The 26189-nt window shown below is 46.3% G+C and carries 16 protein-coding genes and 1 other RNA gene; 15 read left to right on the plus strand and 2 right to left on the minus strand.

What is annotated here, in order from left to right:
• Positions 1–168 precede the first annotated feature (168 nt).
• The 11 genes from SM123_RS01440 to SM123_RS01490 all read left to right on the plus strand — a co-directional run bounded on the left by SM123_RS01440 (position 169) and on the right by SM123_RS01490 (position 19622).
• Positions 169–6999, plus strand: coding sequence for an Ig-like domain-containing protein (locus tag SM123_RS01440; RefSeq protein ID WP_320909658.1), 6831 nt, complete (start codon positions 169–171; stop codon positions 6997–6999).
• A gap of 103 nt (positions 7000–7102) precedes the next feature.
• The gene (locus SM123_RS01445; RefSeq protein WP_320909659.1) at positions 7103–10813 is read left to right on the plus strand and encodes an alpha-L-fucosidase; all 3711 of its coding nucleotides are present in this window, start codon (positions 7103–7105) and stop codon (positions 10811–10813) included.
• A gap of 374 nt (positions 10814–11187) precedes the next feature.
• Positions 11188–11652, plus strand: a complete 465-nt coding sequence (locus tag SM123_RS01450; protein ID WP_003002068.1) for a CtsR family transcriptional regulator — start codon at positions 11188–11190, stop codon at positions 11650–11652.
• The gene (locus tag SM123_RS01455; RefSeq protein ID WP_049485777.1) at positions 11653–14082 is read left to right on the plus strand and encodes an ATP-dependent Clp protease ATP-binding subunit; all 2430 of its coding nucleotides are present in this window, start codon (positions 11653–11655) and stop codon (positions 14080–14082) included.
• A 9-nt stretch (positions 14083–14091) separates the two neighbouring features.
• Positions 14092–14580 carry an ECF transporter S component gene (locus SM123_RS01460; protein ID WP_118096111.1) on the plus strand — a complete coding sequence of 163 codons (489 nt, stop codon included), beginning with the start codon at positions 14092–14094 and terminating at the stop codon, positions 14578–14580.
• On the plus strand, positions 14558–14965 hold the full coding sequence (locus tag SM123_RS01465) for a DUF4430 domain-containing protein (RefSeq protein ID WP_070587783.1): 408 nt from the start codon (positions 14558–14560) through the stop codon (positions 14963–14965). The genes SM123_RS01460 and SM123_RS01465 overlap by 23 nt, the downstream gene beginning before the upstream one ends.
• A gap of 319 nt (positions 14966–15284) precedes the next feature.
• A complete protein-coding gene (locus SM123_RS01470) occupies positions 15285–16010 on the plus strand; it encodes a hypothetical protein (RefSeq protein WP_320909660.1) in 726 nt (241 codons plus the stop codon).
• Positions 16011–16174: 164 nt separating this feature from the next.
• Positions 16175–17236: an AAA family ATPase gene (locus SM123_RS01475; RefSeq protein ID WP_320909661.1), complete on the plus strand. Its 1062-nt coding sequence runs from the start codon at positions 16175–16177 to the stop codon at positions 17234–17236.
• 10 nt (positions 17237–17246) lie between these two features.
• Positions 17247–18029: a nicotinamide riboside transporter PnuC gene (pnuC, locus tag SM123_RS01480; RefSeq protein ID WP_320909662.1), complete on the plus strand. Its 783-nt coding sequence runs from the start codon at positions 17247–17249 to the stop codon at positions 18027–18029.
• Positions 18030–18806 (plus strand): NUDIX hydrolase, encoded by a 777-nt coding sequence (locus SM123_RS01485; protein ID WP_320909663.1) that lies wholly within the window; start codon positions 18030–18032, stop codon positions 18804–18806. It abuts the gene before it with no gap.
• 129 nt (positions 18807–18935) lie between these two features.
• Positions 18936–19622, plus strand: coding sequence for a YoaK family protein (locus SM123_RS01490; RefSeq protein WP_003015113.1), 687 nt, complete (start codon positions 18936–18938; stop codon positions 19620–19622).
• Between the two features lie 477 nt (positions 19623–20099).
• Here SM123_RS01490 and dusB read toward each other — a convergent pair whose 3' ends face one another.
• Entirely contained in the window at positions 20100–21077 is a 978-nt protein-coding gene (dusB, locus tag SM123_RS01495) for a tRNA dihydrouridine synthase DusB (RefSeq protein ID WP_003012894.1), read from the minus strand.
• On the minus strand, positions 21064–21936 hold the full coding sequence (gene hslO, locus SM123_RS01500) for an Hsp33 family molecular chaperone HslO (RefSeq protein ID WP_014714025.1): 873 nt from the start codon (positions 21934–21936) through the stop codon (positions 21064–21066). Before hslO ends, dusB begins: the two co-directional genes overlap by 14 nt.
• A 319-nt stretch (positions 21937–22255) precedes the next feature.
• On the opposite strand from hslO, the gene SM123_RS01505 reads away from it, so the two are divergent.
• From SM123_RS01505 to SM123_RS01520, 4 genes are all read left to right on the plus strand, one after another.
• Complete coding sequence (locus tag SM123_RS01505) at positions 22256–23548, plus strand: adenylosuccinate synthase (protein ID WP_070665062.1); 1293 nt, start codon at positions 22256–22258, stop codon at positions 23546–23548.
• Positions 23549–23767: 219 nt separating this feature from the next.
• The gene (gene tadA / locus SM123_RS01510; protein ID WP_049474207.1) at positions 23768–24280 is read left to right on the plus strand and encodes a tRNA adenosine(34) deaminase TadA; all 513 of its coding nucleotides are present in this window, start codon (positions 23768–23770) and stop codon (positions 24278–24280) included.
• Positions 24281–24321: 41 nt separating this feature from the next.
• An RNA gene (gene ffs, locus SM123_RS01515) (signal recognition particle sRNA small type) lies at positions 24322–24407 on the plus strand.
• A 425-nt stretch (positions 24408–24832) separates the two neighbouring features.
• The gene (locus tag SM123_RS01520) at positions 24833–26182 is read left to right on the plus strand and encodes a glucose-6-phosphate isomerase (protein ID WP_320909664.1); all 1350 of its coding nucleotides are present in this window, start codon (positions 24833–24835) and stop codon (positions 26180–26182) included.
• Positions 26183–26189 lie beyond the last annotated feature (7 nt).

A 26189-nucleotide genomic window follows, 5' to 3' on the forward strand; every position in this document is an offset into this window, starting at 1 on the left:
GGAGATTTCCACTAATTAAAGGAATTCTTAATCTAACTATAGTTGGAGCGAAATCGAGGCCTATTCCTCCTATTTTTTTGGTATAGTTAATATGTGATTTTCTGTAAGCGTTCGCAGGTATAAGAAAGCGCTTACAAATTTAATTGTTAATCCTAAGAGGGGGTTTTTATGGGAAAGTCTTTTTTTGAAAAGCGTCCTGTTTTTAGTATTCGTAAGCTCTCAGTTGGAGCTTGTTCTGTTGTGATTGGGATTTCTGCCTTGGGTCTTTCAAGGGTCCATGCGGAAGAAAAGCCAGCCCTCGAAAGTGAACCGACTTCGATGGAGACACCAAGTGTTGTGACGGAAAACTCAGAAGCGGAAGTTCCTGGAGCTGGTGCAAGGGTTTCAGAAGCTCCAGCTGTCATCACCCCTACCAGAGCTGAGGAAAAGCCGGCGCCTCAAGGCGAAGGCCAGCCCGTTTCAGCTTCATCTGAGCGTGCTACAGGAACGGAAGAAACAGCTGCTCCAGATCAAAATCGTGTAGCGGAGGATATTGTGCAAGATCGAGAACGTGATTTTAATAAAGATTGGTATTTTAAATTAAATGCAGCTCCTGGTGCAGAAGGGCGTCAAGTGGATGTCAAGGATTGGAAAAAATTAGATCTTCCTCATGACTGGTCTATTTTCTTTGATTTCGATCACAATTCTCCGGCTCAAAATGAGGGGGGACAATTAAACGGTGGGGATGCTTGGTATCGCAAGACCTTCCGTTTGGAAGACAAGGACCTGGATAAGAAGGTCCGCTTGGAATTTGGCGGGGTTTATATGGATTCAAAAGTCTATGTAAACGGACAATTCGTCGGTCATTATCCAAATGGCTACAATGCCTTTTCTTATGATATTACTCCTTATTTGAATGCGGATGGAAGCGAGAATACCATCGCCGTTCATGTGGTCAATCAACAACCAAGTAGCCGTTGGTATTCTGGTAGTGGGATTTACCGGGATGTTAAGCTGAGTGTAACGGACAAGGTTCATTTAGCGCAGTATGGGACTACGATTACGACCCCTCAGTTGGAAAAACAGCAAAATGGGGCAGTGGATACAGTGGTGAAGAGCCGCATTGTCAACCAAGATGATCAAGCTCATAGTATTTATGCGGAATATGAAATTGTCGATCAAAATGGCCAAGTGGTGAGCGAAAAAACGCGCAGTGAAGCACAAGCTGTTCTAGCAGGTCAAGCGATCAACCTATCTCAAACCCTCCATGTTGAAAAACCAACCCTCTGGGATGTGAAAACGGATCATCCAGCTCTCTATACCTTGTATACGCGGGTTTATCGGGATTCGCAGTTAGTAGATGTTCAAAAGGAACGCTTTGGTTATCGCTATCTCAACTGGACGCCAGAAGGTGGCTTCTTCCTCAATGGGGTGGCGACAAAATTCCACGGGGTATCTCTTCACCATGACCACGGGGCTCTTGGAGCTGAGGAAAATTACAAGGCTGAATACCGTCGTCTCAAACAGATGAAGGACATGGGAGTCAATGCGATTCGGACGACCCACAACCCAGCGAGTGAACAAACCTTAAAAATTGCTGCTGAGTTGGGTTTGATGGTCCAAGAAGAAGCCTTTGATACCTGGTATGGTGGTAAGAAACAATACGATTATGGTCGTTTCTTTGAAAAAGATGCCACTCACCCAGAAGCTCGGAAAGGCGATACTTGGTCCGATTACGATCTACGGACCATGGTAGAGCGGGGCAAGAACAATCCAGCCATTGTCATGTGGTCAATCGGTAATGAAGTCGGTGAAGCAGATGGTTCAGACAAATCTGTCGCAACTGTTCGTCGGTTGGTCAAGACCATCAAGGACGTGGATGCAACCCGCTATGTCACTATGGGAGCTGATAAATTCCGCTTTGGTGATGGATCAGGAGGCCATGAAAAGGTAGCAGCAGAGCTCGATGCGGTTGGATTTAACTATTCAGAAGCCAACTATGAAAGCTTACGGGCGAAACATCCAAACTGGCTCATTTATGGTTCGGAAACCTCTTCTGCAACGCGGACACGGGGCTCTTACTACCATCCTGAAAGAGAATGGGTCGGTAGCAACCAAGAAGACCGCCACTATGAACAATCAGACTACGGCAATGACCGGGTTGGTTGGGGTCGGACAGCAACCGCCTCTTGGACCTTTGACCGTGATCATGCCGGTTATGCAGGGCAATTTATCTGGACCGGTACCGACTATATCGGTGAGCCAACCCCATGGCACAACCAAAATGACACACCTGTGAAAAGTTCTTATTTCGGTATTGTCGATACTGCTGGCCTTCCAAAGAATGATTTTTACCTTTACCAAAGTCAATGGGTATCGGCTGAGAAACATCCGATGGTGCATCTCTTACCACATTGGAACTGGGACAATCCAGAGTTAGCCAATCGTGTCATGGATGAAGAAGGACGGATTCCTGTTCGGACCTTCTCCAATGCCCACAGTGTGGAATTGATTGTCAATGGGGAATCACAAGGAGTGAAGACTTTTACCAAGAAGACCACAGCTGATGGCCGGACCTACCAAGAAGGGGCAAATCCGGATGAACTCTATCTAGAGTGGTTGGTCCCTTATGTACCAGGTAAAGTGGAAGCTATTGCGCGCAACGAAGTGGGTGAAGTGATTGCGAAAGATCAAGTCGAAACAGCCGGCAAGCCTGCGGGTGTCCGTTTGTTGAAAGAAGAACACGCGATTGCAGCGGACGGTAAGGATTTGACCTATATTACCTATGAAATCGTCGATGAAGCAGGTCGTGTAGTCCCAACTGCCAATAATTTGGTGCATTTCCATTTGCATGGACAAGGCCAAATTGTCGGTGTCGATAATGGGGAACAAGCCAGCCGTGAACGCTACAAAGCGCAGGAAGATGGCACATGGCAACGCAAAGCCTTCAACGGTAAAGGAGTTGTGATTGTCAAATCAACTGAGCAGGCGGGTGCCTTTACACTGTATGCAGACTCAGACCGCTTGCAATCAGACCAAGTCAGCCTCTTTACAGGTAAGAAGGACCAAGCAGAACGTACTGTATTAGGTGTGGAACCTGTTCGACAAAGTGCTTATCTAGGAGAAGAGCCAACCTTGCCAAGTAAGGTCAATGTGGTCTATAGTGATGGCAAGGCCCAAGAAGAAGCCGTTGAATGGGATGCGGCAGACTATAGCCGTGCTGGACAAGTCCGTGTGACAGGTCATGTTCAAGGACGCACGGTCGAAGCTCTGGTCGATGTGATCGGCGTGGAACAAGTCCTTCCAGTCATCAAACAAATCCCACAGGGAGCAGATCTAACGACAGTGGATAAGGCTGTGCAATTAGTCTTTACCGATGGGACCACTGCTCACTATGAGGTCGATCAATGGACCTTGGAAGCTGGTCAAGAAGATCAGTTGTCCACACCAGGAGCACGCTTGAAGGCGACAGGACTCCTAGGCAATGGGGAAACGGTCCAAGCGACACTAGTGGTTGCAGGAGGAGATGTAGGCAAGGCTAAGAAACCAACGGTTCAGCTAGATGGAGTAGCTCTTCCAAAATTTGGTAGTGGCAACCATACTATTTTCCGTCCGCTGGCTTATGGGCAAGAGCCTGGTCAAGTCACAGCAAGTGCAGAAAATGCTCAAGTGACGGTCCTACAAGCTAATCGCGAAAATGGTTTGAAGGCTCAAATCTTTGTGACTGCTAAGGATACAGGAGCTGTACAGACCTATGTGGTCCAATTCCAAGAAGAAAGTCCACAGATCCAGCGTTTAGAATTGCGTCTGCCAGAAGGACAGGAACTCAAGGAAGACCAAACGGTACCACTTGAAGTCATTGCCCATTACCAAGATGGTAGCCAGGCAAGTCTCAAAGCAGATCAAATCGATGTGAAAACAAGAGCTGGTAGCCAAGGAAAAGCCGTCGCAACCAATAAAGGTTTGGAATTGCGAGAAGCAGGATTGGTTCATTTAGAAGCCAACTACCAAGGACAAACGGGAGAAGTCACCTTTACCATCACGCCAAATCCAGAAGAAAAGACAGTTGTGAAGGTGCGTCCTGTACGGATTAGTACGGATCGAAACGTTTTGCCAGCTCTTCCAGAGACCGTCTTGGTCGAGTATGACAAGGGATTCCCTAAAGAAAAACGCGTGACCTGGGATGCTGTGACCGCAGATCAAGTCAAGGATTACCATAGCTTTACAGTCACAGGTCATGTAGAGGGTGTGGAAAAAGAAGCCCAAGCTCAAGTCACCGTTGAAGGCATTATCGCTGTAGAAGAAGTCAGCACGACAACGCCAGTTGGTGAAAAACCAGCCCTTCCAGAAAGCGTGCGGACCTATCACTCTAATGGTAAGACCTATACAGCTAAGGTGGCCTGGGATGCGGTCGATCCGCAACTCTTGGCCAAAGAAGGAGAAGTTGTCCTAGCTGGTCGTGTAGAAGGAACGGATCTTCCAACCCGTCTTCATATTCGTGTTTCCGCAAACACAGTCAAGGGGGCCAATGTAGCAGAGCAATGGACAGGATCTGTCTTGCCACTCGCTTTTGCAAGTGACTCTAACGATGCAGATCCAGTTGCTAAGGTCAATGATAAAGTCATCTCCTTTACCGATGCTCCGGCTAACCGTTGGACCAACTGGGGTCGTAACAATGCGGAAGATTCTGTTGGGATCTTGTTTGGGGATTCTGGTATCTTGACCAAGCGAGCAGTGGACAACCTCCATGTTGGTTTCCATGAAGACCATGGTGTTGGGGCTCCAAGTGAATATGTGATTGAGTACTATACAGGGGAACAAATCCCAACAGTTCCAAGCAATCCAAATCGTGTTAAAGACGAAACAGACCATCCATTTAACAATCCAGCTAACTGGAAAGAAGTCAGCAACCTAACCGTTGAAGAACCGGTAGCAGCTGGTAAGATGAATCATTTCAGTTTTGATAAAGTCGACACCTATGCTGTTCGGATCCGTATGAAGACGCCAGAAGGCAAGCGTGGAAGCTCTATTTCAGAGATTCAGATCTTTGCCAATAAGGTTGCGGCAGAAGAAAAGAGCCAGTTGACCATTCGCGTCAATGGCGATGTCTTGCCAAGTGTCAACCCAAGTGTGACCGATTACTACATCGATGCGCGTGATCGGGCTTATCCACAAGTGGAAGCGACAGCCAGCCATCACGGTCTTGCAACGGTTGTGCCAAGTGTCCATGAAGGGGAGCCAATCCGTGTCATCCATCAAGCGGAAGATGGTACCATCTTACAAGAATACCGCCTCCATCTCACAAGCGATGCAGAAAAACTGAAACAAGCTACTCCAGTAGCAGTAGAAGCAGGCAGCCGTTTTGTGAAAGTCGGTCAAGATCTAGTTCTACCATCTACCGTAGGCGTTTACTTCCAAGGGGATACAGGCTATGAACGCAAGGAACTGACGGTGGACTGGCAGGCTATCCCAGCTGATGCACTTTCTCACGAAGGCAGCTTCACGCTGGAAGGAAAAGTCATTGGCTATGATCTGACTGCTCAGCTGACCGTCCGGGTGTCAGAAAAGACAGGAGAAAACCTCTCTGTGAACCGTGACTACAATGCAGAAGATACCAGGGCATTTGCTAGTGAAACCAATGATCTCGATCCAAATCAAATCGACTATATCGATTACATCAACGATGGTGGCTACAACGAATACTATCGCTGGACAAACTGGAAGAGAGAACCGGATCAAACAGAAGTGTTTGCTGGTCTCATCTTCAAGAAAAATGGTCAGGTAACAGAGCGATTGGTTAATAAAGTAGCGGTCGACTTCTTTGCAGATCAGGAAACAGGTCTGCCAACGAAAACGGTTCTTGAACGCTACATTGGTTCAGACTTTGAGGTTCCGGATGATTATGGCAATCTGAAGAATCTTCCAGATCATCCATTTAACCAGGCCTCTAACTGGGAAGAAATTCCGTATAGCTTGGATTATGCCTTTGAGCCTGGTTATATCTCTAACCTCAGCTTCAATGAAACCAGAACCAAAGCCATCCGTTTAAGAATGGTCCGTGATGAAAATCTAAAAGGAATTGGAATCGTTGAATTGAGCGCCTATGCTCCAACAGAAGAGGCTCAGGCAATAACTGATGTCACCATCCAAGTCAATGGCAAAGACCTAGAAGGTTTTCAACCAGATGTGACAGATTATCATCTAGAGTATGAGGGAGAACGTCCAATCGTTTCAGCAAAAGGCAAGAATGGAACAGCCGTTACGGTCGTGGATGCTAAAAGTGCCAATGCTCCGGTTCTTGTCAAGGTTGTCTCAGAAGATGGCAAGCTCGAAAAAGTATATCAACTTTCTCTCTCCGCAAAAGCACCTACAGGCTCAGCCATTCCTGAAGAAGGGGTTAAGAATCTGGTTCATACCAAACCAGAGTTGGTGATTGAGCCAGAAGAGATGGACTTTGAACGCATAGAACGTCCAAATGCGGATCTTCCAAAAGGTGAGAAACGTGTGGTTCAAGAAGGTCAAAAAGGCCGCAAATTGCGCTTGGTGGAAGTCTCTCAAGAAAATGGTGTGGAAAGCCGGAAGGAACTAGATGCCTTTGTAGAGCTAGATCCAGTGGCAGAGATCACGGAGGTGGGCACGAAAGAAGTACTTCCAGATACTCCACAACCAGAGCCACAGCCGCAACCGCAGCCAGAACCACAACCAGAGCCGCAACCAGAACCACAACCGCTTCCAAACCCAGAACATCCTCATGGCTCAGAAGGACCAGTAGCTACCGCAACTTCTCAAGCATCGCTTGAGGTCAAAGCGGTACGTCAGGAAGGGACAAATGCAGTAGAGAAGGAAGTCGAAAAAACGGCTCAAACACCAGCAGTTTCAGCTGCTCCGGTTTCCGAAGGAAAATTACCAAATACAGGATCAGACGAAAGCGTCGCAAGCCTCGTTGCTGGAATCCTAGCGGCAGGCCTTGCCAGTGCTGTGCTGGACGATCAGAAAAAAAGAGCCAATAAGGCCAAGTAAAAAGCTGGATAAGCCAGTAACTATACGGTGAAAAGTTCACAGGTAAAAGAAGGAGGATGGGGAAACCCCACCCTCTTTACCTGGTGACATAAAGGAATAGAATATGGGAAAAAGATTAGTTGATCAGAGAAATCGATTTGGCATTCGTAAACTCTCAGTAGGCGTCTGCTCGGTAGTCGTAGCGACTTGTTTTTTAGGAGTGACTACTAGTTACGCAGAGGAACAAGCTGAGAGGAGTGAAACTCGCGAAGAACGGGTTGAAACGAGCGATGTCGATCACCAAGGAAAGGAGGAGAAAACTGTGAACGAGCACCAAGAAGAATCAGAGCATGCCTCAGTAGCTACTAGCGAGAAAGAAAATCGCACAGCCAGCCAAGGGACAGAAGCCACTCAACCAGCCACTTCTCTAGATGAGGAGACTGAGATTGAAGATTACGGACCGCTTCCAAGTAAGGCTCAGATGCAATACCACCGCGAAGAACTAGCGGCTTTCATCCACTTTGGGATGAATACTTACTACGATCGTGAGTGGGGAGATGGGGAAGAAGACCCTTATTATTTCTATCCAGAGCATCTGGATACCGATCAGTGGATCAAAACCCTGAAGGATGCAGGCTTTAAGCGGACGATCATGGTCGTCAAGCACCACGATGGCTTCCTCTTGTACCCTTCTAAATACACCGACCATACCATTGCTAAAAGTGGTTGGAAGGATGGAAAAGGTGATGTCCTAGCCGAGGTTTCTGCTTCTGCCAGCAAGTATGACATGGACATGGGGGTCTACCTCTCACCTTGGGATGCTCACAGTCCGCTCTACCATGTGGATACAGAGGACCAATACAATGAATACTATCTCAACCAACTTAAGGAAATCCTTGAAGATCCAAAATATGGGAACAAGGGCAAGTTTGTAGAAGTCTGGATGGATGGAGCGCGTGGCGATGGGGCTCAAAAAGTCACCTATACCTTCGACAAGTGGTTTGAAGCCATTCGCAAGGCCCATGGGGATATTGCCATCTTCTCAGCTGAGCCGACCAATGTTCGTTGGATTGGAAATGAAAAGGGGATTGCCGGAGATCCGGTTTGGCAAAAGGTTAATCCAGATAAGATCCGCAACAATCCATCGAATAGCTACCTCAATCACGGGGATCCGGAAGGGAAGCAATACTCAGTGGGAGAAGCCGATGTCTCTATTCGCTCCGGCTGGTTCTACCATGACAATCAAGAACCTAAGTCCTTGCGCGAATTGATGGACATATACTTCAAATCGGTCGGCCGTGGCACCCCGCTCTTGCTCAATATTCCACCCAACCAAGACGGAAAATTTGCGGATGCCGATGTGGCCCGTTTGAAAGAATTCCGTCAGACCTTGGACCAACTCTACAGTGTGAACTATGCGGCAGGAGCTTTGGTAGAAGCTGACTCGACACGACGCAATCCGCTCTACAAGGCCAGCCATTTGACAGATGGCGATGAAAAGACCAGTTGGGCACCTGCAGATGATGCCAAGACCGGATCTTTTGTTCTCGATCTTGGAAAAGAGCAACACTTTGATGTGGTCGAGCTCAAGGAAACCATCGAGAAAGGCCAACGGATTTCTGGCTTTACCATCGATGTGGCAGTAAATGGTCAATGGGTTCCTTTTGGAGCTGGTTCAACCGTAGGATACCGCCGTTTGATCAAAGGGCAACCAGTTGATAGTCGCTATATCCGGGTGTCCATCACCGATGCCCAAGCCACTCCAATCTTGAACGGTGTCTCTGTCTATAAGACCCCAGCTAGCATCGAAGAAACCGATGGCTATCCGCTTGGTTTGACTTATCATTCTGACCGGACAGCTGACCGGGCCAATAGCCAATGGAATGAAGAGGGAGAAGGCGTCCGAGGCACCTCTATGTGGACCAAAGAAAAAGGAGCTTCAGTGACCTATCAGTTTGAAGGCACCAAGGCCTATGTGGTCGCAACTGTCGACCCTGGTCATGGGGAAATGGATGTCTATGTCGATGGCCAAAAACTAGCGACCGTCAATACCCAAAGCCCAAGCCGCAAACGCAGCCAAAAGGTCTATGAAACACCGGACTTGGCAGCAGGATCCCACACCTTGACCTTGGTCAATAGCAAGGGAGATGCGATCGCAACGGAAGGGATTTATGCTCTCAATAACCAAGAAAAGGGTCTCTTTGAGTTTGCTCAGCCAACCCTAGCTGTTAAGAAAGGCGACCCAGCGCAAGTCGTCGTCAAGAGAAAAGGTGGCTCTAAAGGAAGTGCCAGTCTCAAATTGATCACAGAACCAGGAACAGGGGTTCATGGTAAGGTCTACAAAGATACCAATGTCACCCTTGAGTTCGCGGATGGAGAGACGGAAAAAACAGTCCAAGTTCCAACTCTTGATTTTGCAGGAAAAGCAACCGATGTCTATGACTTTAAGGTCAAATTGTTGCATCCGGATCAAGGAAGTCTGGTCGGCTTTATTCCAGAACTGACAGTCCAAGTGATGAACGAGGACCTGCTTCCAGAAAATCGCAAAGAAGTAGATGACCAAGATCCAAAACTGCATTACAGTGAGGGTTGGCAGCACGAGACAGACAATCCAAACTTCTCAAATGGCACAGAATCTTGGTCTAGCTTTAACCAAGTGACCGATGAGGAAGGCAAGAAACACATTGAAGTGACCATTACCTTTAAGGGCACAGGTGTGGAGGTTCGAGGAGTGGTTGATCCAAGTCATGGGCTCTACAGCGTCACCCTGGATGGAAAAGAAATGGCCTTCGAAGAAGGTCGGGGCCATGATTATGAGATCGAAGGCGATCATTATTTCAGTGGCTACGGAGACCAACGCAAGCTCGACCAGAGTTTGGTCAATCTGCAAGGTCTAGCAAAAGGCTACCATCAGCTACGCCTGCATCTGGATCCAGCCCTCAATGATCCTCAGTCGTCCAGAGCTATCCAGGTAGACCGATTTGTCCTCTCAGGGAAAGATAGTCAGTTGCTCAGTCAAGAAGAGTTGCAACAGATCATCAGAGAAGGAGTAGAAAAGATCAAGGCTACTTCTCTCGAGCGCTTGAAAGCAGACCTCAAACCGACGGTTCAAGGACAATTGACGGACTTGACTCAGTTGTTGGATCAAGAGCGCCCAGATTTGGTTGCTGCAGCCAATCAAGTCGAAGCCCTTGAAACCATCTTAGAAGATGCTCGCAATTATGAACCGCTGACGCAGACACGCCCAGACGAAGGTGTTCGGGATTTGATTCTTGAAAAACCAGAACTTCTCATCGAAGCGGAGGAGATTCCATTTGAGAGTCAAACACGTGAGAACAAGGACTTGGCCAAGGGCGAAAGCCGGATCCTTCAAGCAGGGAAGGTCGGACGCCGATTGAAATTGATCGAGGTTCGACAAGAAGAAGGCAAAGAAATTCGGACAGAAGTCGATGCCTTTGTCGAAGTGGAGGCCCAGGACCAGATCACAGAAGTCGGGACGAAGGAAGCGGAAGAAAGTCCGTTGATAGCTGATATGCCGACTCCAACCACTCCTGTCACTCCAAGTAAGGTGCAACCAGAAGTTGCAACTCTTTCTCAAGCTGAAGACAAAAAAGAAAAAGGAAGACATGTTCTCTTGCAACCGAAAACTCCAGAAGCAGTTTCTGTTTCGACTTCAGACCATCCGGAAAAAGAAGTGGTTAAAAGTCCTTCTCTACAATCGGAAGGAAAACTTCCTCAAACCGGTACAAAAGAAAGTGGATTGTTTGCTTGGTTAGGCCTTCTTGGTCTAGGATTCTTGGGCGGAGGCGCGAAATTTGCTCGTCGCAAAGAGTAGCTCCTTATTCGCATAAGAGGCTGGGACAAAAGTCCTAGCCTCTCAATTATTTTTGGATTGTCGAGCAAGACGCAGTGGTTGAGTGGGCTCTACTACGCTGATTTCATCAGCTTTTACAGCCCTACTCAACTGTGCGGAGGTGGGACGACGAAATCGAATTCTAACGAATTACCGATTTCTGTCCCACTCTCTTTTGTTTTTCTCCTTTCCTTAAGAGATTCCTATTTCCATAGAGTCTTTGCTTTATTTACAGCCGTAAAAATTGTATAATAGTCAAATAAGGTCAATGATGAGAAGGAACACTCCAAGGCCATTTTTTATGGGCCAAAGAGCAGAGCATCCATCTAGAAAAAAACAAGCCAGAAAGGAGCATCATGGCAAATAAGAACACATCTGATAGCATTGAAGCTTATATCAAGGCCTTGCTGGCTCAAGCTGGCATGGCAGAGCTCAAAAGAAGTGAGTTAGCCGATGTCTTTCAGGTCGTACCCAGTCAGATTAACTATGTCATTAAGACCCGCTTTACCGAGAGCCGAGGCTATATTGTAGAGAGCAAGCGCGGTGGTGGGGGCTATATCCGCATTGGCAAGGTCCAGTTTTCAGATCACCATCAGATGCTCCAAGACTTGGCAGCCAATATTGGAGAGACCATCAGCCAGCAGGTCTTCAATGATATCCTCCAGATGCTCTATGAAGAAAAATTATTGACAAAACGTGAGGCTCAGCTCTTGCTTGCGACGACCTCCGATGAGGTCCTAGGTCGAGATGCTCTCATCCTACGAGCAACGATGCTGAAAAAAATCATTCAACAAGTAGATAGAAAAGGAAATACCGACTAGATGAACTATTCAACAGCACTGTTAGAAAGTATAGAAGCGGCCCAAATACTAGCAGGCCACTATCAGGGGCATACCTTAGATACTTGGCATCTCCTGACGGCTATGGCCAATAATCCCTATAGCGTGGCAGGTTCTGTACTGAACGATTATCCTATGCAGATCGATGAGTTTCAGGATGCGGCGGAGCATATTACAGGCCAAGCTTTTCAAAGCGACAATCGGTATGAAATCTTCCCATTTTCTTATCGGATGGAAGCCATTATGAAGCACGCAAGAGAGATTGCCCAGGTCCTTCATGCCAAGACCTTGGGAACAGAGCATGTGCTCCTCTCTCTTCTAGCAGACCGTGGGACCTTAGCGAGCCAAGTCATGGAGTTTGCCGGCTTTGCCTTTACAGAGCAAGACAAGGGAGTTCCTATTGCCTCTCTTCGAAAGAATCTTGAGGACAAGGCAGGCTGGGACAAGAATGATATCAAAGCCATTCGGAGTCTCTATCGCGCCCAAAACCCTAACCGCCAAACCATGGGAAATATGATGGGCATGCCCCCAAGCACCAGTGGAGGTCTTGAAGATTATACCCGTGATTTGACAGAAATGGCGCGTGCAGGCCAGCTTGAGCCTGTGATTGGTCGGGATGCAGAGATTTCACGCATGATCCAAATCCTCAGCCGCAAGACGAAGAACAATCCTGTATTGGTGGGAGAAGCAGGGGTCGGAAAAACAGCCCTTGCCTTAGGTCTGGCCCAGCGTGTCGCTAGTGGCAATGTACCAGCTGAAATCGCGCAGATGCGTGTTCTGGAATTGGATCTCATGAATGTCGTTGCTGGGACGCGCTTCCGTGGGGACTTCGAAGAACGGATGAACAATATCATCCAGGACATCGAAGAAGACGGTCACGTGATTCTCTTTATCGATGAACTGCATACTATTATGGGGTCAGGATCCGGTATTGATTCGACCTTAGACGCAGCCAATATTCTAAAACCAGCCCTGGCACGGGGAACCTTGCGTACAGTTGGGGCAACGACCCAAGATGAGTACCAAAAGCATATCGAAAAAGATGCAGCCCTCTCTCGGCGTTTTGCGAAAGTCACCATTGAAGAGCCAAGTGTTGCAGATAGCATCCAAATTCTCCAAGGCTTGAAAGAGACTTATCAGGACCACCATCATGTGACCATTACCGATGAAGCGATCGAAACAGCTGTCAAATATGCCCACCGCTATTTGACTAGTCGTCAATTGCCAGATTCAGCCATTGATCTCTTGGATGAAGCGGCAGCTACCGTACAAAACCGCGATTCCAACGGTCACGTAAAAGAAGAGTTGACCGCCTTGGATCGGGCCTTGATGGATGGCAAGTGGAAGAAAGCAGCCCAGCTCTTAGAAGTAGAGGCCGCTCCCATTGTCTACAAAAAAGAAGTCACTGACCAAGATGTCTTGGTGACCTTGAGCCAATTATCCGGTATTCCAACTCAAAAACTGACCCAAACCGATGCCAAGAAGTACCTAAACTTAGAAGCAGAATTGCATAAGCGCGTGATTGGTCAAGACCAAGCCGTTTCGAGTATCAGTCGGGCTATTCGACGCAATCAATCGGGGATCCGTAGCAACAAGCGTCCGATCGGTTCTTTCATGTTCTTAGGACCTACCGGTGTCGGAAAAACAGAGCTAGCCAAAGCTTTGGCGGAAGTTCTGTTTGATGATGAATCGGCCCTCATCCGTTTTGATATGAGTGAGTATATGGAAAAATTCGCAGCGAGCCGCCTCAACGGTGCCCCTCCAGGCTATGTGGGCTACGAAGAAGGAGGCGAGTTGACCGAGAAAGTCCGCAACAAACCGTATTCGGTCCTCTTATTTGATGAGGTGGAAAAAGCCCATCCAGATATTTTCAATGTCCTTTTGCAAGTCTTGGATGACGGAGTCTTAACCGATAGTAAAGGCCGGAAGATTGACTTCTCCAATACCATTATCATCATGACCTCAAACCTGGGAGCAACAGCCCTTCGGGATGATAAGACAGTTGGCTTTGGTGCCAAAGATATCCGCTTTGATCAAGCTAATATGGAAAAACGCATGTTTGAAGAGTTGAAGAAGACCTATCGTCCAGAGTTTATCAACCGGATTGATGAAAAGGTGGTATTCCATAGCCTATCCAGCGAGGACATGCAGCAGGTGGTGAAAGTCATGGTCAAACCGCTCATCGCGACCTTGGCCGAACAAGGTATGACCCTCAAATTCCAGCCTTCAGCGCTCAAGTTGCTAGCAACCAAAGGCTACGATCCAGAAATGGGAGCTCGCCCACTGCGTCGTGTCTTGCAGACCGAAGTGGAAGATCAACTAGCAGAGCTATTGCTGAAAGGCCAAGCCCAAGAAGGACAAACGATCAAGGTTGGAACGACAGCCGGAACGATCAAGTTTGAGATTGTCTAGGAGGATGTCATGACGCTTCAGCGATTAACCCGTATTTCGCTTTTGGCGGCCCTTTGTGTCGCTCTACGTCAGGCTTTTGCCCCTTTCCCAAATGTCCAACCTATTTCTGCCATCTTTTTTCTCTTGGTGATATTTGAAGGGTATAGCTTTGCTTTTCTTGTGATGATGATCACCATGTTTGTCTCCGTCTTTTTCCTGGGGATGAGCCTGATTGTGTTCTTTCAGATTGTCGCCTTTGGCTGTTTGATGCTCATTTGGCGCATCAGTTACAAGTGGTTGCCCTTTGTCCTTCAGATCCTTTTTGTGGGCCTACTGTCCTTTGCTTATGGGGTCTTGATCGATAGTGTTTATGCCTTGATATACCATATTCCTTGGTGGACCTATGCTTTGGTCAATGGTTTTAGTTTTAACCTTGCCCATGCTCTGTCGACGATCATTTTCTATCCCATTATCTATCAAATCTTTAGGAGATTTTATGTTGAAAAAAACCATTTCTAGCTTGATGACCTTACTTGCAGCTCTTCTTTTAGCGAGTTGCGCTTCGTCTCATAGCACAAACCATCAAACAACAGCTTCTAGCACAGAAGTTGCCAAGAAAAACGAAATTTCGATTACGATTAGCGTGACGCCAGAAGGTCAAAAAGCGCAATCAAAAACCTTGAAAGTAGCAGAAGAGAGCAACCTCATGAAAGTGCTCAAAGCCAACTACAAGATTGAAGAAAAAAATGGCATGATCACCTCGATTGACGGTCACAGCCAAGATGAAGCCAAAGGTCTTTACTGGATGTACAAGATCAATGGCGAAATGGCTCCAAAAGGTGCTGCTGAAACCACCGTTAAAAAAGGAGACAAGATCGAATTCTATCAAGAAGTGTATAAATAATGAGAAGAGAGTGGGACAGAAATCGGTAATTCGTTAGAATTCGATTTCGTCGTCCCACCTCCGCACAGTTGAGTAGGGCTGTAAAAGCTGATGAAGTCAGCGTAGTAGAGCCCACTCAACCACTGCGTCTTGCTCGACAATCCAAAAATAATTGAGAGGCTAGGACTTTTGTTCCAGCCTCTTTTTTGCTAAAGTTTAGGAGCTTATTTAAAACTTCTTTCAAATTAGAAAAATATTTGAGAAACTATTGACAGCCTCATATAACAGTGTTACAATAGTGTTACAAAATATTACAAATGTTACAAATAGAGGTTCTGTTATGAAAAACAAAAAAATCATTTCCCTAGCAGCGCTAGCTCTTACAGCTAGTCTTTTCCTAGGAGCTTGTGGTGGGAATAAAGAAGAAAAGGCAACAGAAGCAAGCAGTTCAAAGACCAGTCAAGTCAAACAAACCAGCTCTTCTTCTAAGAAAAAAGTGATCACTAGCAAGGATCCGATTGCCTCTTCATCCTCTGATAGCAAATCAGAGGAAAGTCATACTGTTGGTAGCAAAAATACCCAAGCTGCAGCTAGTCAAACACCAGCTCCAGCTAAAGCAGCGACTCCAGCAGCACCGGTAACAAAAGAAACAAAAGAAGTAGCCACACCAGCCACACCAGCGAAAGCAAAATTGCCAAGTCTAGAAGACGGTCATGCTCAGGCTAAGAAGCAAGCTTCTGCGACGGAGAATGCCCAATACAAGGGAGTCTATTCTGTAGCAGCAGGGGATTTCTCCGCAGCAGCTGGGAATTGGTCTGACAAACGCGACACTGGAGTCACTATTGGCCAAGGCGGTCAAGTAACCATCCAACTTCCTGGGGGCCAACCCGTAGCCTATGGTATCAGCGCTTATAACTATACCTTGGATGATGGTCATTACCATGCTAATCTCTCAGCAGGCGATGGATCTGCAGCGACTCTAGATATCGTAGTTGGAAAAGATGGCTCGGTATCTAGTGTGACGGTTTTGAAAGACGGTGTCAGCCACTCCCTCACTCGTGAATAAAATTCGAAAGATCTGAAAGGAGAAGCTTCTCTTTTCAGATCTTTTTTTGTTGGTTTGAAGAAAAATATATTTTTTTATAAAAAACTATTGACAGATAGAAAATATAGTTTATAATAAAAACATAAAGAAATATATTTATAAAAAATTATAAAAAAGGGGTTCGTATGAAAAAAGAAAGAATTGCCCTGGTGTTTGGAACCTTCGCGCCTCTTCATCAAGGGCATATTGACCTGATCCAGCGGGCCAAGCGTCAGTGTGATCGCGTTCGTGTCATTGTATCTGGTTATGAAGGGGACCGTGGTGAAGAAGTGGGATTGACCTTACAAAAACGCTTCCGTTATATCCGCGAAGCCTTCTCAAATGATGAGTTGACCCAAGTCTATAAGTTAGATGAGACAGAACTTCCTCGTTATCCCTTGGGTTGGGAACCTTGGTTACAAACAGCCCTAAATACCATCCAGTATCAAACAGAGACAGAAGAGTTGATCTTTTATGTGGGGGAGAAAGCTTACAAGGAAGAGTTGGAAGCTAGAGGGTTTGAAGTTCACTTAGAAGAGCGTCGCTTCGGGATCTCTGCTACCATGATCCGAGAAAATCCAAGCAAATACTGGAAATACATCGCCCAGCCCTTCCGTCGCCAGTTCACGAAAAAAGTCTTGATCATGGGGAGCGCCAGCAACGGGAAAACGACCCTTGCAAAGGACTTGGCTCGCTTTTACGATGCACCTGTTAGTCTTGAGTATGCCCGTGAATACCAGATCAAGAACAATGTGCGGGATGATGAACTCACGCCAAAAGATTACTATTACCTACTCTTAGGACAGTATGATCAAACCTCTAAGCTCATCGATAGTAGTGCCAATCGAGGCCTTGTCATCGCAGATACTAATTCCCTGGTGACCAAGGGTTACTACGATTACTATATGGAAGTCGAAGGCCAGGATACCAGCATGACCGATACCTTCGACAACCTCTTTGTCAGTATTCTGTCCAAAGAAAAATGGGATTTGATCCTCTTTGTACAGCCGATCGGCTCTTATGTCAATGATGGTTTCCGAGATATGACCATGGCTGACGAAGACATCCGCACCAGCTTTTCAAATTACCTAGACCAATTGCGCCAGCAATACCTAGGAAACATTCCGACCACTTTCCTCGCATCAGACTACCTCGGCAACTACGAAGAAGCCAAGAAGGTGATCGATGCCATCTACCAAGCCGACTAAGGAGCAGCTTATGAAAAACCTATCTGAAAAATTCGCAACTTTTAGCCAAGACTTTAGAAATGTTCACCAAGAAGCGAAAAAGCAAGGCTTTGTCAATATTATGAAACTTCTATGGAAGGACCTTTTTGTAGGACGCACAGCCTTTCAATGGATCTATCTCCTGCTTCTTTCCAGCGTTCCCTTCTTCTTAGAATGGACCAATCGGACAGGACAGCATGATTGGCTGGGACTGTTTGCCTCTTGGACAGGCATTGTCTGCGTCATCCTGGTTGCCGAAGGGCGTGCTAGTAACTACCTCTTTGGAGCAGTGAATTCCGCTATCTACCTTGTTTTAGCCCTCAATAAAAACTTCTACGGGGAAGTTCTGACAACACTTTATTTCTTCATCATGCAACCGATTGGTCTTTATGTTTGGCTCTCTAATCGGATCAATGATCAAGGTAAGGTCGAAGAATCTCACTTTGAAGCCAAGAAATTGAACTTAATCGAGTGGATGCGCTATTTGGCCTTGTGTGCTGTGATTTGGATCGGTATGGGCTTCGCGTATCAAAGTATCCATAGCGCTCGCCCTTTCCGTGATAGTATCACCGATGCGACCAACGGGGTCGGCCAGCTCCTAATGACCCGCCTTTACCGGGAGCAATGGATCTTCTGGATTGCGACCAACGTCTTTAGTATCTATCTCTGGTGGGATCAGAGTCTTCACATTCAAGGGATGTACTGGGTTTACACGCTCAATAGTTTAGTAGGCTGGTACCAATGGACCAAAGCCCTCAAGAAGGAGGTGGTTTAGATGGCAAGTCTCTCGATTCCAGCAGGAATGACGGAGAAAGAGTATTTTGAGACGGTCGCTAGTGAAGCGGACTTTCTCAAGTGGTACAGGGAGCAAGACCTGCCGACTTATGAAACTCCAAGTGTCACAGCGGACATGGTAGCTTACTGTTTTGTTGAAGGCCAGCTCAAGCTTTTAGCTATTCGCCGCAAGGCCCACCCTTATCAACACCGCCTAGCCTTAGTTGGGGGCTTTGTGAACAAGGATGAAGATGCGACTCATGCTTGTATCCGAGAAGTCAAAGAAGAAGTTGGGCTCGATCTGCCAGTGAATAAGGTGGAGCAGCTCCTGACAGTTTCCACCCCTGGGCGGGACCCCAGAGGCTGGGTCATTACCATCGCCCATCTGGTCTATCTGCCAGCAGAAGCAGTAGACTTAGCCCATGCAGGTGACGATGCCAAGGAAGTCGTTTTTCTCGATGTCGATTTCAAAAAATCCCAGTGTTTGCTCGATGGAGAACCCTTAGCTGCTTCTGATTTTGCCTTTGACCACTATCAAATCATTCAAGAATCGATCAAGCGGATTCAGGGGCGTCTAGACTGGAATCCAACCTTCCTCTATCTGTTAGAGGAGCCTTTCACCGTTTATGAAGCAACTGAGTTGGTCAATCTGATCAATCCTGGACGTCCCATCGTTAGTAATAACTTCCTCGTAAAATTCGGAGAATTCGTGGAAGAAGTGGGTGTCAAGCGGGTTCCTAAGAAAAAACCACGCAAGACCTATCGCTTAAAACAGTAGATCGAGCGGGGTTCATTCTACCAGCCCTCCCTTACTTTTAGTAACGGAAGGACTTTTTCTGATTTTTCCTGCTCCACTTGTGTGCAAAGTGGTATAATAATCATAATTGAAATCAAAAGAGACAAGACTATGGAAGAAAAAATAATTTTACCACAAAATACACGACTGATGGGGGCTCTGCTTGGTTTTATCGGAGGGGGCCTTGATGTTTTTTGCCACATGCACTACCGGAGTTTGGTCGCGACTCAAACTGGGAACCTCCTGCTTCTCATCGCTGATTGGCACGATCCCCGTGTCGAAAATACCATCATGCGTTTTTCATCTATTTTATTTTTCTCGATCGGCTTTCTGGTTGCCCTCCATATCAAAGAATATCGCAAGACAGCCTTTTGGCGGACCAAGATGTTGATTCCTTTGTTTGTGGTGACACTCCTGATTCCCTTGGTGTCTGTCATACCACCTGTAGAAGTTCCCTTTATTGCTTTTGGAACAGGGATGATGATGTTGACCTTTACAGGGAGCCTCATCGAAAATCACCCTTATGTGATCTTTATGACTTCCGGAAATTACCGCAAGATGCTGACGGCCTTGTACCGAATCACTCGAGGAAAGGGAGATTTGGACGAGTATCGCAGGCAGGCTATGAATTACGGGATTGTCGTTGGAAGCTTTGTTGCGGGAGCTATTAGTGTAGCCATCCTCATGCATTTCATTCACCAATGGGCCATCTGGCTGATCACAGTGAACCTCTTTTTGATCATGACCTACTACACCGCCAGAGTCAAACAACTCGGATTACAGACAGATAATCTATAAAAATAGGCCCCCGTGTGAGATTCTATTAGAATGTAGACAAATTGTTTTTTTATATTAAGTAATCTAGAAGATACTAAAAAATTAAACTGATATATACTATAGAGCTCGTTCACAAACACACTGAAACTTTCCGCCGTGAGAAAAGTGCCTGAAACACGATTGTTTCAGGCACTCGGGAGTTTTGAGACCTTAGGCTCAAAACTAAGTCATGGAACTTCTTCGAAGTTCGCTGACGTCCGTACTCACCTAAGGAAAGTTTCTAAGATGACTTTGTCATTAATCTAAAACAGAGGCTGGGACAAAAGTCCTAGCCTCTCAATTATTTTTGGATTGTCGAGCAAGACGCAGTGGTTGAGTGGGCTCTACTACGCTAATTTCATCAGCTTTTACAGCCCTACTCAACTGTGCGGAGGTGGGACGACGAAATCGAATTCTAACGAATTACCGATTTCTGTCCCACTCTCGCTTTTTGTGTTTCTATGCTTTTAATTGTAAGAGTTCTTCAATCTCTGCTAGGGTGCTAGCTTGCGAGATGGCGCCACGGAGTTTGGCTGCGCCTGAGGTACCACGGAGGTAGTGAGGGGCGAGGCCACGGAATTCACGAACGGCAATGTGCTCACCTTTGAGATCGATCAAGCGTTTCAAGTGTTCGTAAGCGATCTTCATCTTGTCTTCAAAAGTCAAATCAGGCAGGATTTCTCCTGTTTCAAAGTAGTGGTTGATTTGGTTGAAGAGATAAGGATTCCCCATAGCAGCGCGACCAATCATGACCGCATCAGCACCGACTTCTTCGATCCGTTGTTTGGCGTCTTGAACCGTACGGATATCTCCATTTGCGATGAAAGGAATCTTGGTCAGGGCCTGTGCAACCTTGTGAAGGGTCTCAAGGTCCGCATGACCCGTATACATTTGCTCCCGAGTCCGTCCATGCATGGCAAGGGCAGAGACACCTGCAGCTTCAGCAGCGAGCGCATTCTCAACTGCTAGGGAAGGATCCGACCAACCCGTCCGCATTTTAACAGTGAGGGGGATATCAAGGACAGATTGAACCTTATTGATGATGGAGTAGATCTTGTCTGGATCCTTGAGCCACATCGCACCAGCCTCGTTCTTGACGATTTTATTCACCGGGCAACCCATGTTGATATCAACGATATCGGTCTTGGTATTTTCTTGGATAAATTCAGCTGCGCGTGCGAGGCTATCTTCGTCACTTCCAAAGAGTTGGATCGATACAGGATTTTCTCCTTCATCGATATGGAGCATGTGAAGCGTCTTTTCATTGTTGTACTGGATTCCCTTGTCAGAGACCATTTCCATCACAACGAGCCCTGCCCCCAGTTCTTTGGCAATGGTCCGGAAAGCTGAGTTGGTCACTCCGGCCATTGGGGCTAGGACGGTACGGTTAGGGATTTCGACATCCCCGATCATAAATGGCGTATTAAGATTTGTCACGAATGAGTTCCTCCAAGTCATTTTCGTCAAAGTGGTAGTGTGTTTGGCAGAATTGGCAGGTAATCTCTGCACCGTGATCTTCATCTTTCATCTCTTTTAGATCACTAGCTGGCAGACTTGCTAAAGCGTTCAAGAAACGCTCACGGCTACAGTCGCACTGGAAGCGAAGTTCTTCTTCAGAGAGACGTTTGAAAGGTTCATCCCCATAGATAGCGGCAAGAAGAGCTTCAATATGGTCTTCAGATTCCAAAAGTGTGGAGATGGCAGGCATTTCTTGGATGCGTTTTTCAAAGCGCGCGATTTCTTCTTCCTTGGCATTTGGCAAAACCTGGAGCAAGAAACCACCAGCCACCTTGACCTTGTCTTCGTCATCCAACAGGACATTGAGTCCAACTGCAGAAGGTGTTTGTTGGCTTTCCGTCAGATAAAAGGCCAGGTCTTCTCCGATTTCACCGGTGACAAGAGGGGTCATGGAGTTATAAGGATTTCCCGTACCATAGTCAGTGATGACCAGGAATTCTCCGTTTCCGACAAATGGTCCCACCAGGACTTCACCAGTTGCCGTCTTCTTGATATCCACTCCAGGATTTTGCACGTAGCCCTTAACATTTCCCTTGGTATCTGCCACGGTGATGATGGCTCCGAGTGAGCTAGTCCCAAGGACCTTGACCGTAATTTTAGTATCTCCTTTCTCGTTTGCTGCTAAGATTTGACTGGCAATGAGGGTACGGCCAAGTGCGACCGTGGAGCTAGCTTGTGTATGATGTTTTTCTTGGGCTGTTCGTACGGTTTCTGTACTGTCTAGTACATAGGCACGAAAAGCGCCGCTTTCTGAGATAGTTTTAATAATTTTGTCCATACCTACTATTTTAGCACAAATCAAGCAAAGTGGGGACAAGGAGAATTCCGAAAATCAGTCGTTTCAGAAGAAGGGCAAGAAGAAAAGAAAATTCCGAACGTTATTTCTAGAAAGAAGCAATTTCCAAGTAAAAGACGAGTTTCATAGAGAAGTTAGTTTAAAAAGGAAGGAGAAAAATAAACGATAGCTGAGTGGATCTTGAAAAAACATCAAAAATTGCTTATAATAGAGTGTAAGACAAACTTGCAGGTGAGACTCCTGCCCTTAGTTTGAAGAAAGGCATAGATAGCATCCTATCTATGGTATATGAAAAAGAATTATGACATCAGTAGTTGTTGTAGGAACCCAGTGGGGAGATGAAGGAAAAGGGAAGATTACAGACTTCCTATCAGCCAATGCAGAAGTCATTGCTCGCTACCAAGGTGGGGACAATGCCGGTCACACCATCGTGATTGACGGCAAAAAGTTCAAGTTGCACTTGATTCCTTCTGGTATCTTCTTCCCTGAAAAGATCTCTGTGATTGGAAATGGGGTGGTGGTCAACCCGAAATCATTGGTCAAAGAGTTGGCTTATCTCCATGAAGAAGGGGTATCAACAGACAGCCTTCGCATTTCTGACCGTGCCCATGTCATACTTCCTTACCACATCGAATTGGACCGTCTCCAAGAAGAGTCTAAAGGGGACAACAAAATCGGAACGACCATCAAAGGGATTGGACCAGCCTATATGGACAAGGCTGCACGTGTAGGAATTCGGATTGCGGATCTTTTGGACCGTGACGTCTTTGCGGAACGCCTTCGCATCAATTTGGAAGAAAAGAACCGTCAATTTACCAAACTCTATGATGCAGAGGCTTTGTCATTTGACGATATCTTCGAAGAATACTATGAATATGGTCAACAAATCAAACAATATGTAACCGATACTTCTGTTATCTTGAACGATGCTTTGGATAACGGCAAGCGCGTGCTCTTTGAAGGAGCCCAAGGGGTTATGTTGGATATCGACCAAGGAACCTATCCATTTGTAACTTCCTCAAACCCTGTTGCAGGTGGGGTGACCATCGGATCAGGTGTCGGCCCAAGTAAGATCGATAAGGTTGTCGGTGTATGTAAAGCCTATACCAGCCGTGTTGGAGATGGCCCATTCCCTACGGAGCTCTTTGATGAAGTGGGTGATCGGATCCGTGAAGTCGGCCATGAGTATGGGACAACAACCGGTCGTCCACGTCGTGTCGGTTGGTTTGACTCAGTTGTCATGCGCCATAGCCGTCGTGTGTCAGGAATTACCAACCTCAGCTTGAACTCCATCGACGTTCTGTCAGGTTTGGATACAGTGAAAATCTGTGTGGCTTACGACTTGGATGGAGAACGCATTGACCACTACCCAGCAAGCTTGGAGCAACTCAAACGTTGCAAACCGATCTATGAAGAATTGCCAGGCTGGTCAGAAGACATCACCGGTGTCCGTCACTTGGATGAGCTTCCAGAAAATGCCCGCAACTATGTCCGCCGGATCGGCGAATTGGTTGGTGTGCGCATTTCAACCTTCTCAGTCGGACCAGATCGTGATCAAACCAATATCCTTGAAAGTGTCTGGTCAAGTAAATAATTCAATAAAAGTTGGGAGTCTCTCTCAACTTTTTTGAGTCTTAAGATTACTTTAAGATCTGGGGGATATACTAAGACCATAAACAAAGACCTCCCAACTTTGTTTAGCACTCTTAACTTTTTTCATAATATCTCCCTATAAGAAGTCACCCATTGGTGGCTTTTTTTGTGGCTTCATCATATAATAGAACAAGAACATAAAAAGTAAGTGAGTGTACAAGTGAGAGACTATACCCTAGAAGAGAAAGAAGCTTTTATGCGAGAGGCTTTAAAAGAGGCAGAAATCGCCTTGGCCCATGAGGAAATCCCGATTGGCTGTGTCATTGTCAAAGACGGTGAGATCATTGGACGTGGTCACAACGCGCGAGAGGAATTGCAGCGAGCGGTCATGCATGCGGAGGTAATGGCAATCGAAGAAGCCAATCAGCACGAAGAGAGTTGGCGCTTGCTGGATACGACTCTTTTTGTGACCATTGAACCCTGTGTCATGTGTAGTGGTGCCATTGGACTGGCCCGGATCCCTCAGGTAGTCTATGGCGCGACCAATCAGAAGTTCGGTGGAGCAGGGAGTCTCTATGACATTTTGACAGATGAACGTCTCAATCACCGAGTGGAAGTAGAAACAGGAATCTTGGAAGCAGAATGTGCAGCCATCATGCAGACCTTTTTCCGCCAAGGCCGGGAACGAAAAAAACAAGCTAAACTAGCAGCCAAGGCCGAAACACAAGAATAAAAACCGGACCTTTGCAAAATCCACAAATTATGATATAATACCTATCGGAGCAACAGTTCTGCGTGAAGCGGGTCAGGGGAGGAATCCAGCAGCCCTAAGCGAAGTGAACTGTGTGCTCTTTTTCTATGTACCTTAGTGAATCAAGTCCAAGGGACGCAGATGAACTTAGGTACATTGACGCAGTTCGAGCAAAGCGAGAACTACGTTCCGATAAATGAACGTAGTGAAACAAGCCTGCAAATCGCAGATGAGTTTAGAGATATTGATTCTGAGGAGCTTTGCGAAGTGAGAGCTATCACTCACCAGCATCATCCCAAAATTCATTAGTGGATTCAAAGAAAAATAGCGTGAAAATGGAGCTTCGGAAGAGGCCCCTTTTTTTGTCTGTTCCGTTCAAAATAAGGCCCTACATGCAAACGATTGCTATTGCGTCGTTGCTTGATTTGTGAAAATAAAAAAATTAGCAAATGAAAACGTTTTACAGGATGGTTTCCCTTGATTAAATCCCAGTAAAGCGATATCATAGAGAAGAAGAAATTTTGGAGGAATAACATGTCTCATATTAAATTTGACTACTCAAAAGTTTTGGGTAAATTTGTTGCCCCACATGAAGTGGACTACATGCAAGCACAAGTTACAGCAGCAGACGAATTGATCCGTAAAGGAACTGGTGCTGGTAGCGACTTCTTGGGTTGGTTGGACCTTCCTGAAAACTACGACCGCGAAGAATTTGACCGCATCTTGAAAGCTGCTGAACAAATCAAAGCTGACAGCGATGTTTTGGTCGTTATCGGTATTGGTGGATCATACCTTGGAGCGAAAGCTGCCATTGACTTCTTGAACCACCACTTTGCAAACTTGCAAACAAAAGAAGAACGCAAAGCTCCACAAATCCTTTATGCTGGAAACTCAATCTCATCAACTTACCTTGCTGACTTAGTAGAGTATGTTGCAGATAAAGACTTCTCAGTCAACGTGATTTCTAAATCAGGTACAACAACTGAGCCAGCCATCGCTTTCCGTGTCTTCAAAGAACTTTTGGTTAAGAAATACGGTCAAGAAGAAGCTAACAAACGGATCTATGCTACAACTGACCGCCAAAAAGGTGCTGTTAAGGTTGAAGCAGATGCTAACGGTTGGGAAACATTTGTGGTTCCAGATGATATCGGTGGACGCTTCTCAGTATTGACAGCAGTTGGTTTGCTTCCAATCGCTGCATCAGGTGCAGACATCAAAGCCCTTATGGAAGGTGCGAACGCTGCCCGTAAAGACTACACTTCAGACAAACTTTCAGAAAACGAAGCTTACCAATACGCAGCAGTTCGTAACATCCTTTACCGTAAAGGTTATGCTACTGAAATCTTGGTAAACTACGAGCCATCTCTTCAATACTTCTCAGAATGGTGGAAACAATTGGCTGGTGAGTCAGAAGGAAAAGACCAAAAAGGTATTTACCCAACTTCAGCTAACTTCTCAACAGACTTGCACTCATTGGGTCAGTTTATCCAAGAAGGAACTCGTATCATGTTTGAAACAGTTGTCCGTGTGGACAAACCACGTAAGAACGTGATCATCCCTACATTGGAAGAAGACCTTGATGGACTTGGTTACCTTCAAGGAAAAGACGTTGACTTCGTAAACAAAAAAGCAACTGACGGTGTTCTTCTTGCCCACACTGACGGTGACGTGCCAAACATGTACGTGACTCTTCCTGAGCAAGATGCCTTCACTCTTGGTTATGCCATCTACTTCTTCGAATTGGCTATCGCCCTTTCAGGTTACTTGAATGCGATCAACCCATTTGACCAACCAGGTGTTGAAGCCTACAAGAAAAATATGTTTGCCCTTCTTGGTAAACCAGGATTTGAAGAACTTGGAGCAGAACTCAACGCTCGTCTTTAATCAATAG

This window comes from Streptococcus sp. S5, from assembly GCF_034134805.1.
Lineage (GTDB): Bacteria > Bacillota > Bacilli > Lactobacillales > Streptococcaceae > Streptococcus > Streptococcus lingualis.

Coding starts and splice junctions, on each gene's coding strand:
- SM123_RS01520 (WP_320909664.1), top strand. CDS start 24,833: ATGTCTCATATTAAATTTGACTACTCAAAAGTTTTGGGTAAATTTGTT.
- SM123_RS01485 (WP_320909663.1), top strand. CDS start 18,030: ATGGCAAGTCTCTCGATTCCAGCAGGAATGACGGAGAAAGAGTATTTT.
- SM123_RS01465 (WP_070587783.1), top strand. CDS start 14,558: ATGTTGAAAAAAACCATTTCTAGCTTGATGACCTTACTTGCAGCTCTT.
- pnuC (WP_320909662.1), top strand. CDS start 17,247: ATGAAAAACCTATCTGAAAAATTCGCAACTTTTAGCCAAGACTTTAGA.
- SM123_RS01445 (WP_320909659.1), top strand. CDS start 7,103: ATGGGAAAAAGATTAGTTGATCAGAGAAATCGATTTGGCATTCGTAAA.
- SM123_RS01490 (WP_003015113.1), top strand. CDS start 18,936: ATGGAAGAAAAAATAATTTTACCACAAAATACACGACTGATGGGGGCT.
- hslO (WP_014714025.1), bottom strand. CDS start 21,936: ATGGACAAAATTATTAAAACTATCTCAGAAAGCGGCGCTTTTCGTGCC.
- SM123_RS01440 (WP_320909658.1), top strand. CDS start 169: ATGGGAAAGTCTTTTTTTGAAAAGCGTCCTGTTTTTAGTATTCGTAAG.
- SM123_RS01460 (WP_118096111.1), top strand. CDS start 14,092: ATGACGCTTCAGCGATTAACCCGTATTTCGCTTTTGGCGGCCCTTTGT.
- SM123_RS01470 (WP_320909660.1), top strand. CDS start 15,285: ATGAAAAACAAAAAAATCATTTCCCTAGCAGCGCTAGCTCTTACAGCT.
- SM123_RS01475 (WP_320909661.1), top strand. CDS start 16,175: ATGAAAAAAGAAAGAATTGCCCTGGTGTTTGGAACCTTCGCGCCTCTT.
- SM123_RS01450 (WP_003002068.1), top strand. CDS start 11,188: ATGGCAAATAAGAACACATCTGATAGCATTGAAGCTTATATCAAGGCC.
- SM123_RS01455 (WP_049485777.1), top strand. CDS start 11,653: ATGAACTATTCAACAGCACTGTTAGAAAGTATAGAAGCGGCCCAAATA.
- SM123_RS01505 (WP_070665062.1), top strand. CDS start 22,256: ATGACATCAGTAGTTGTTGTAGGAACCCAGTGGGGAGATGAAGGAAAA.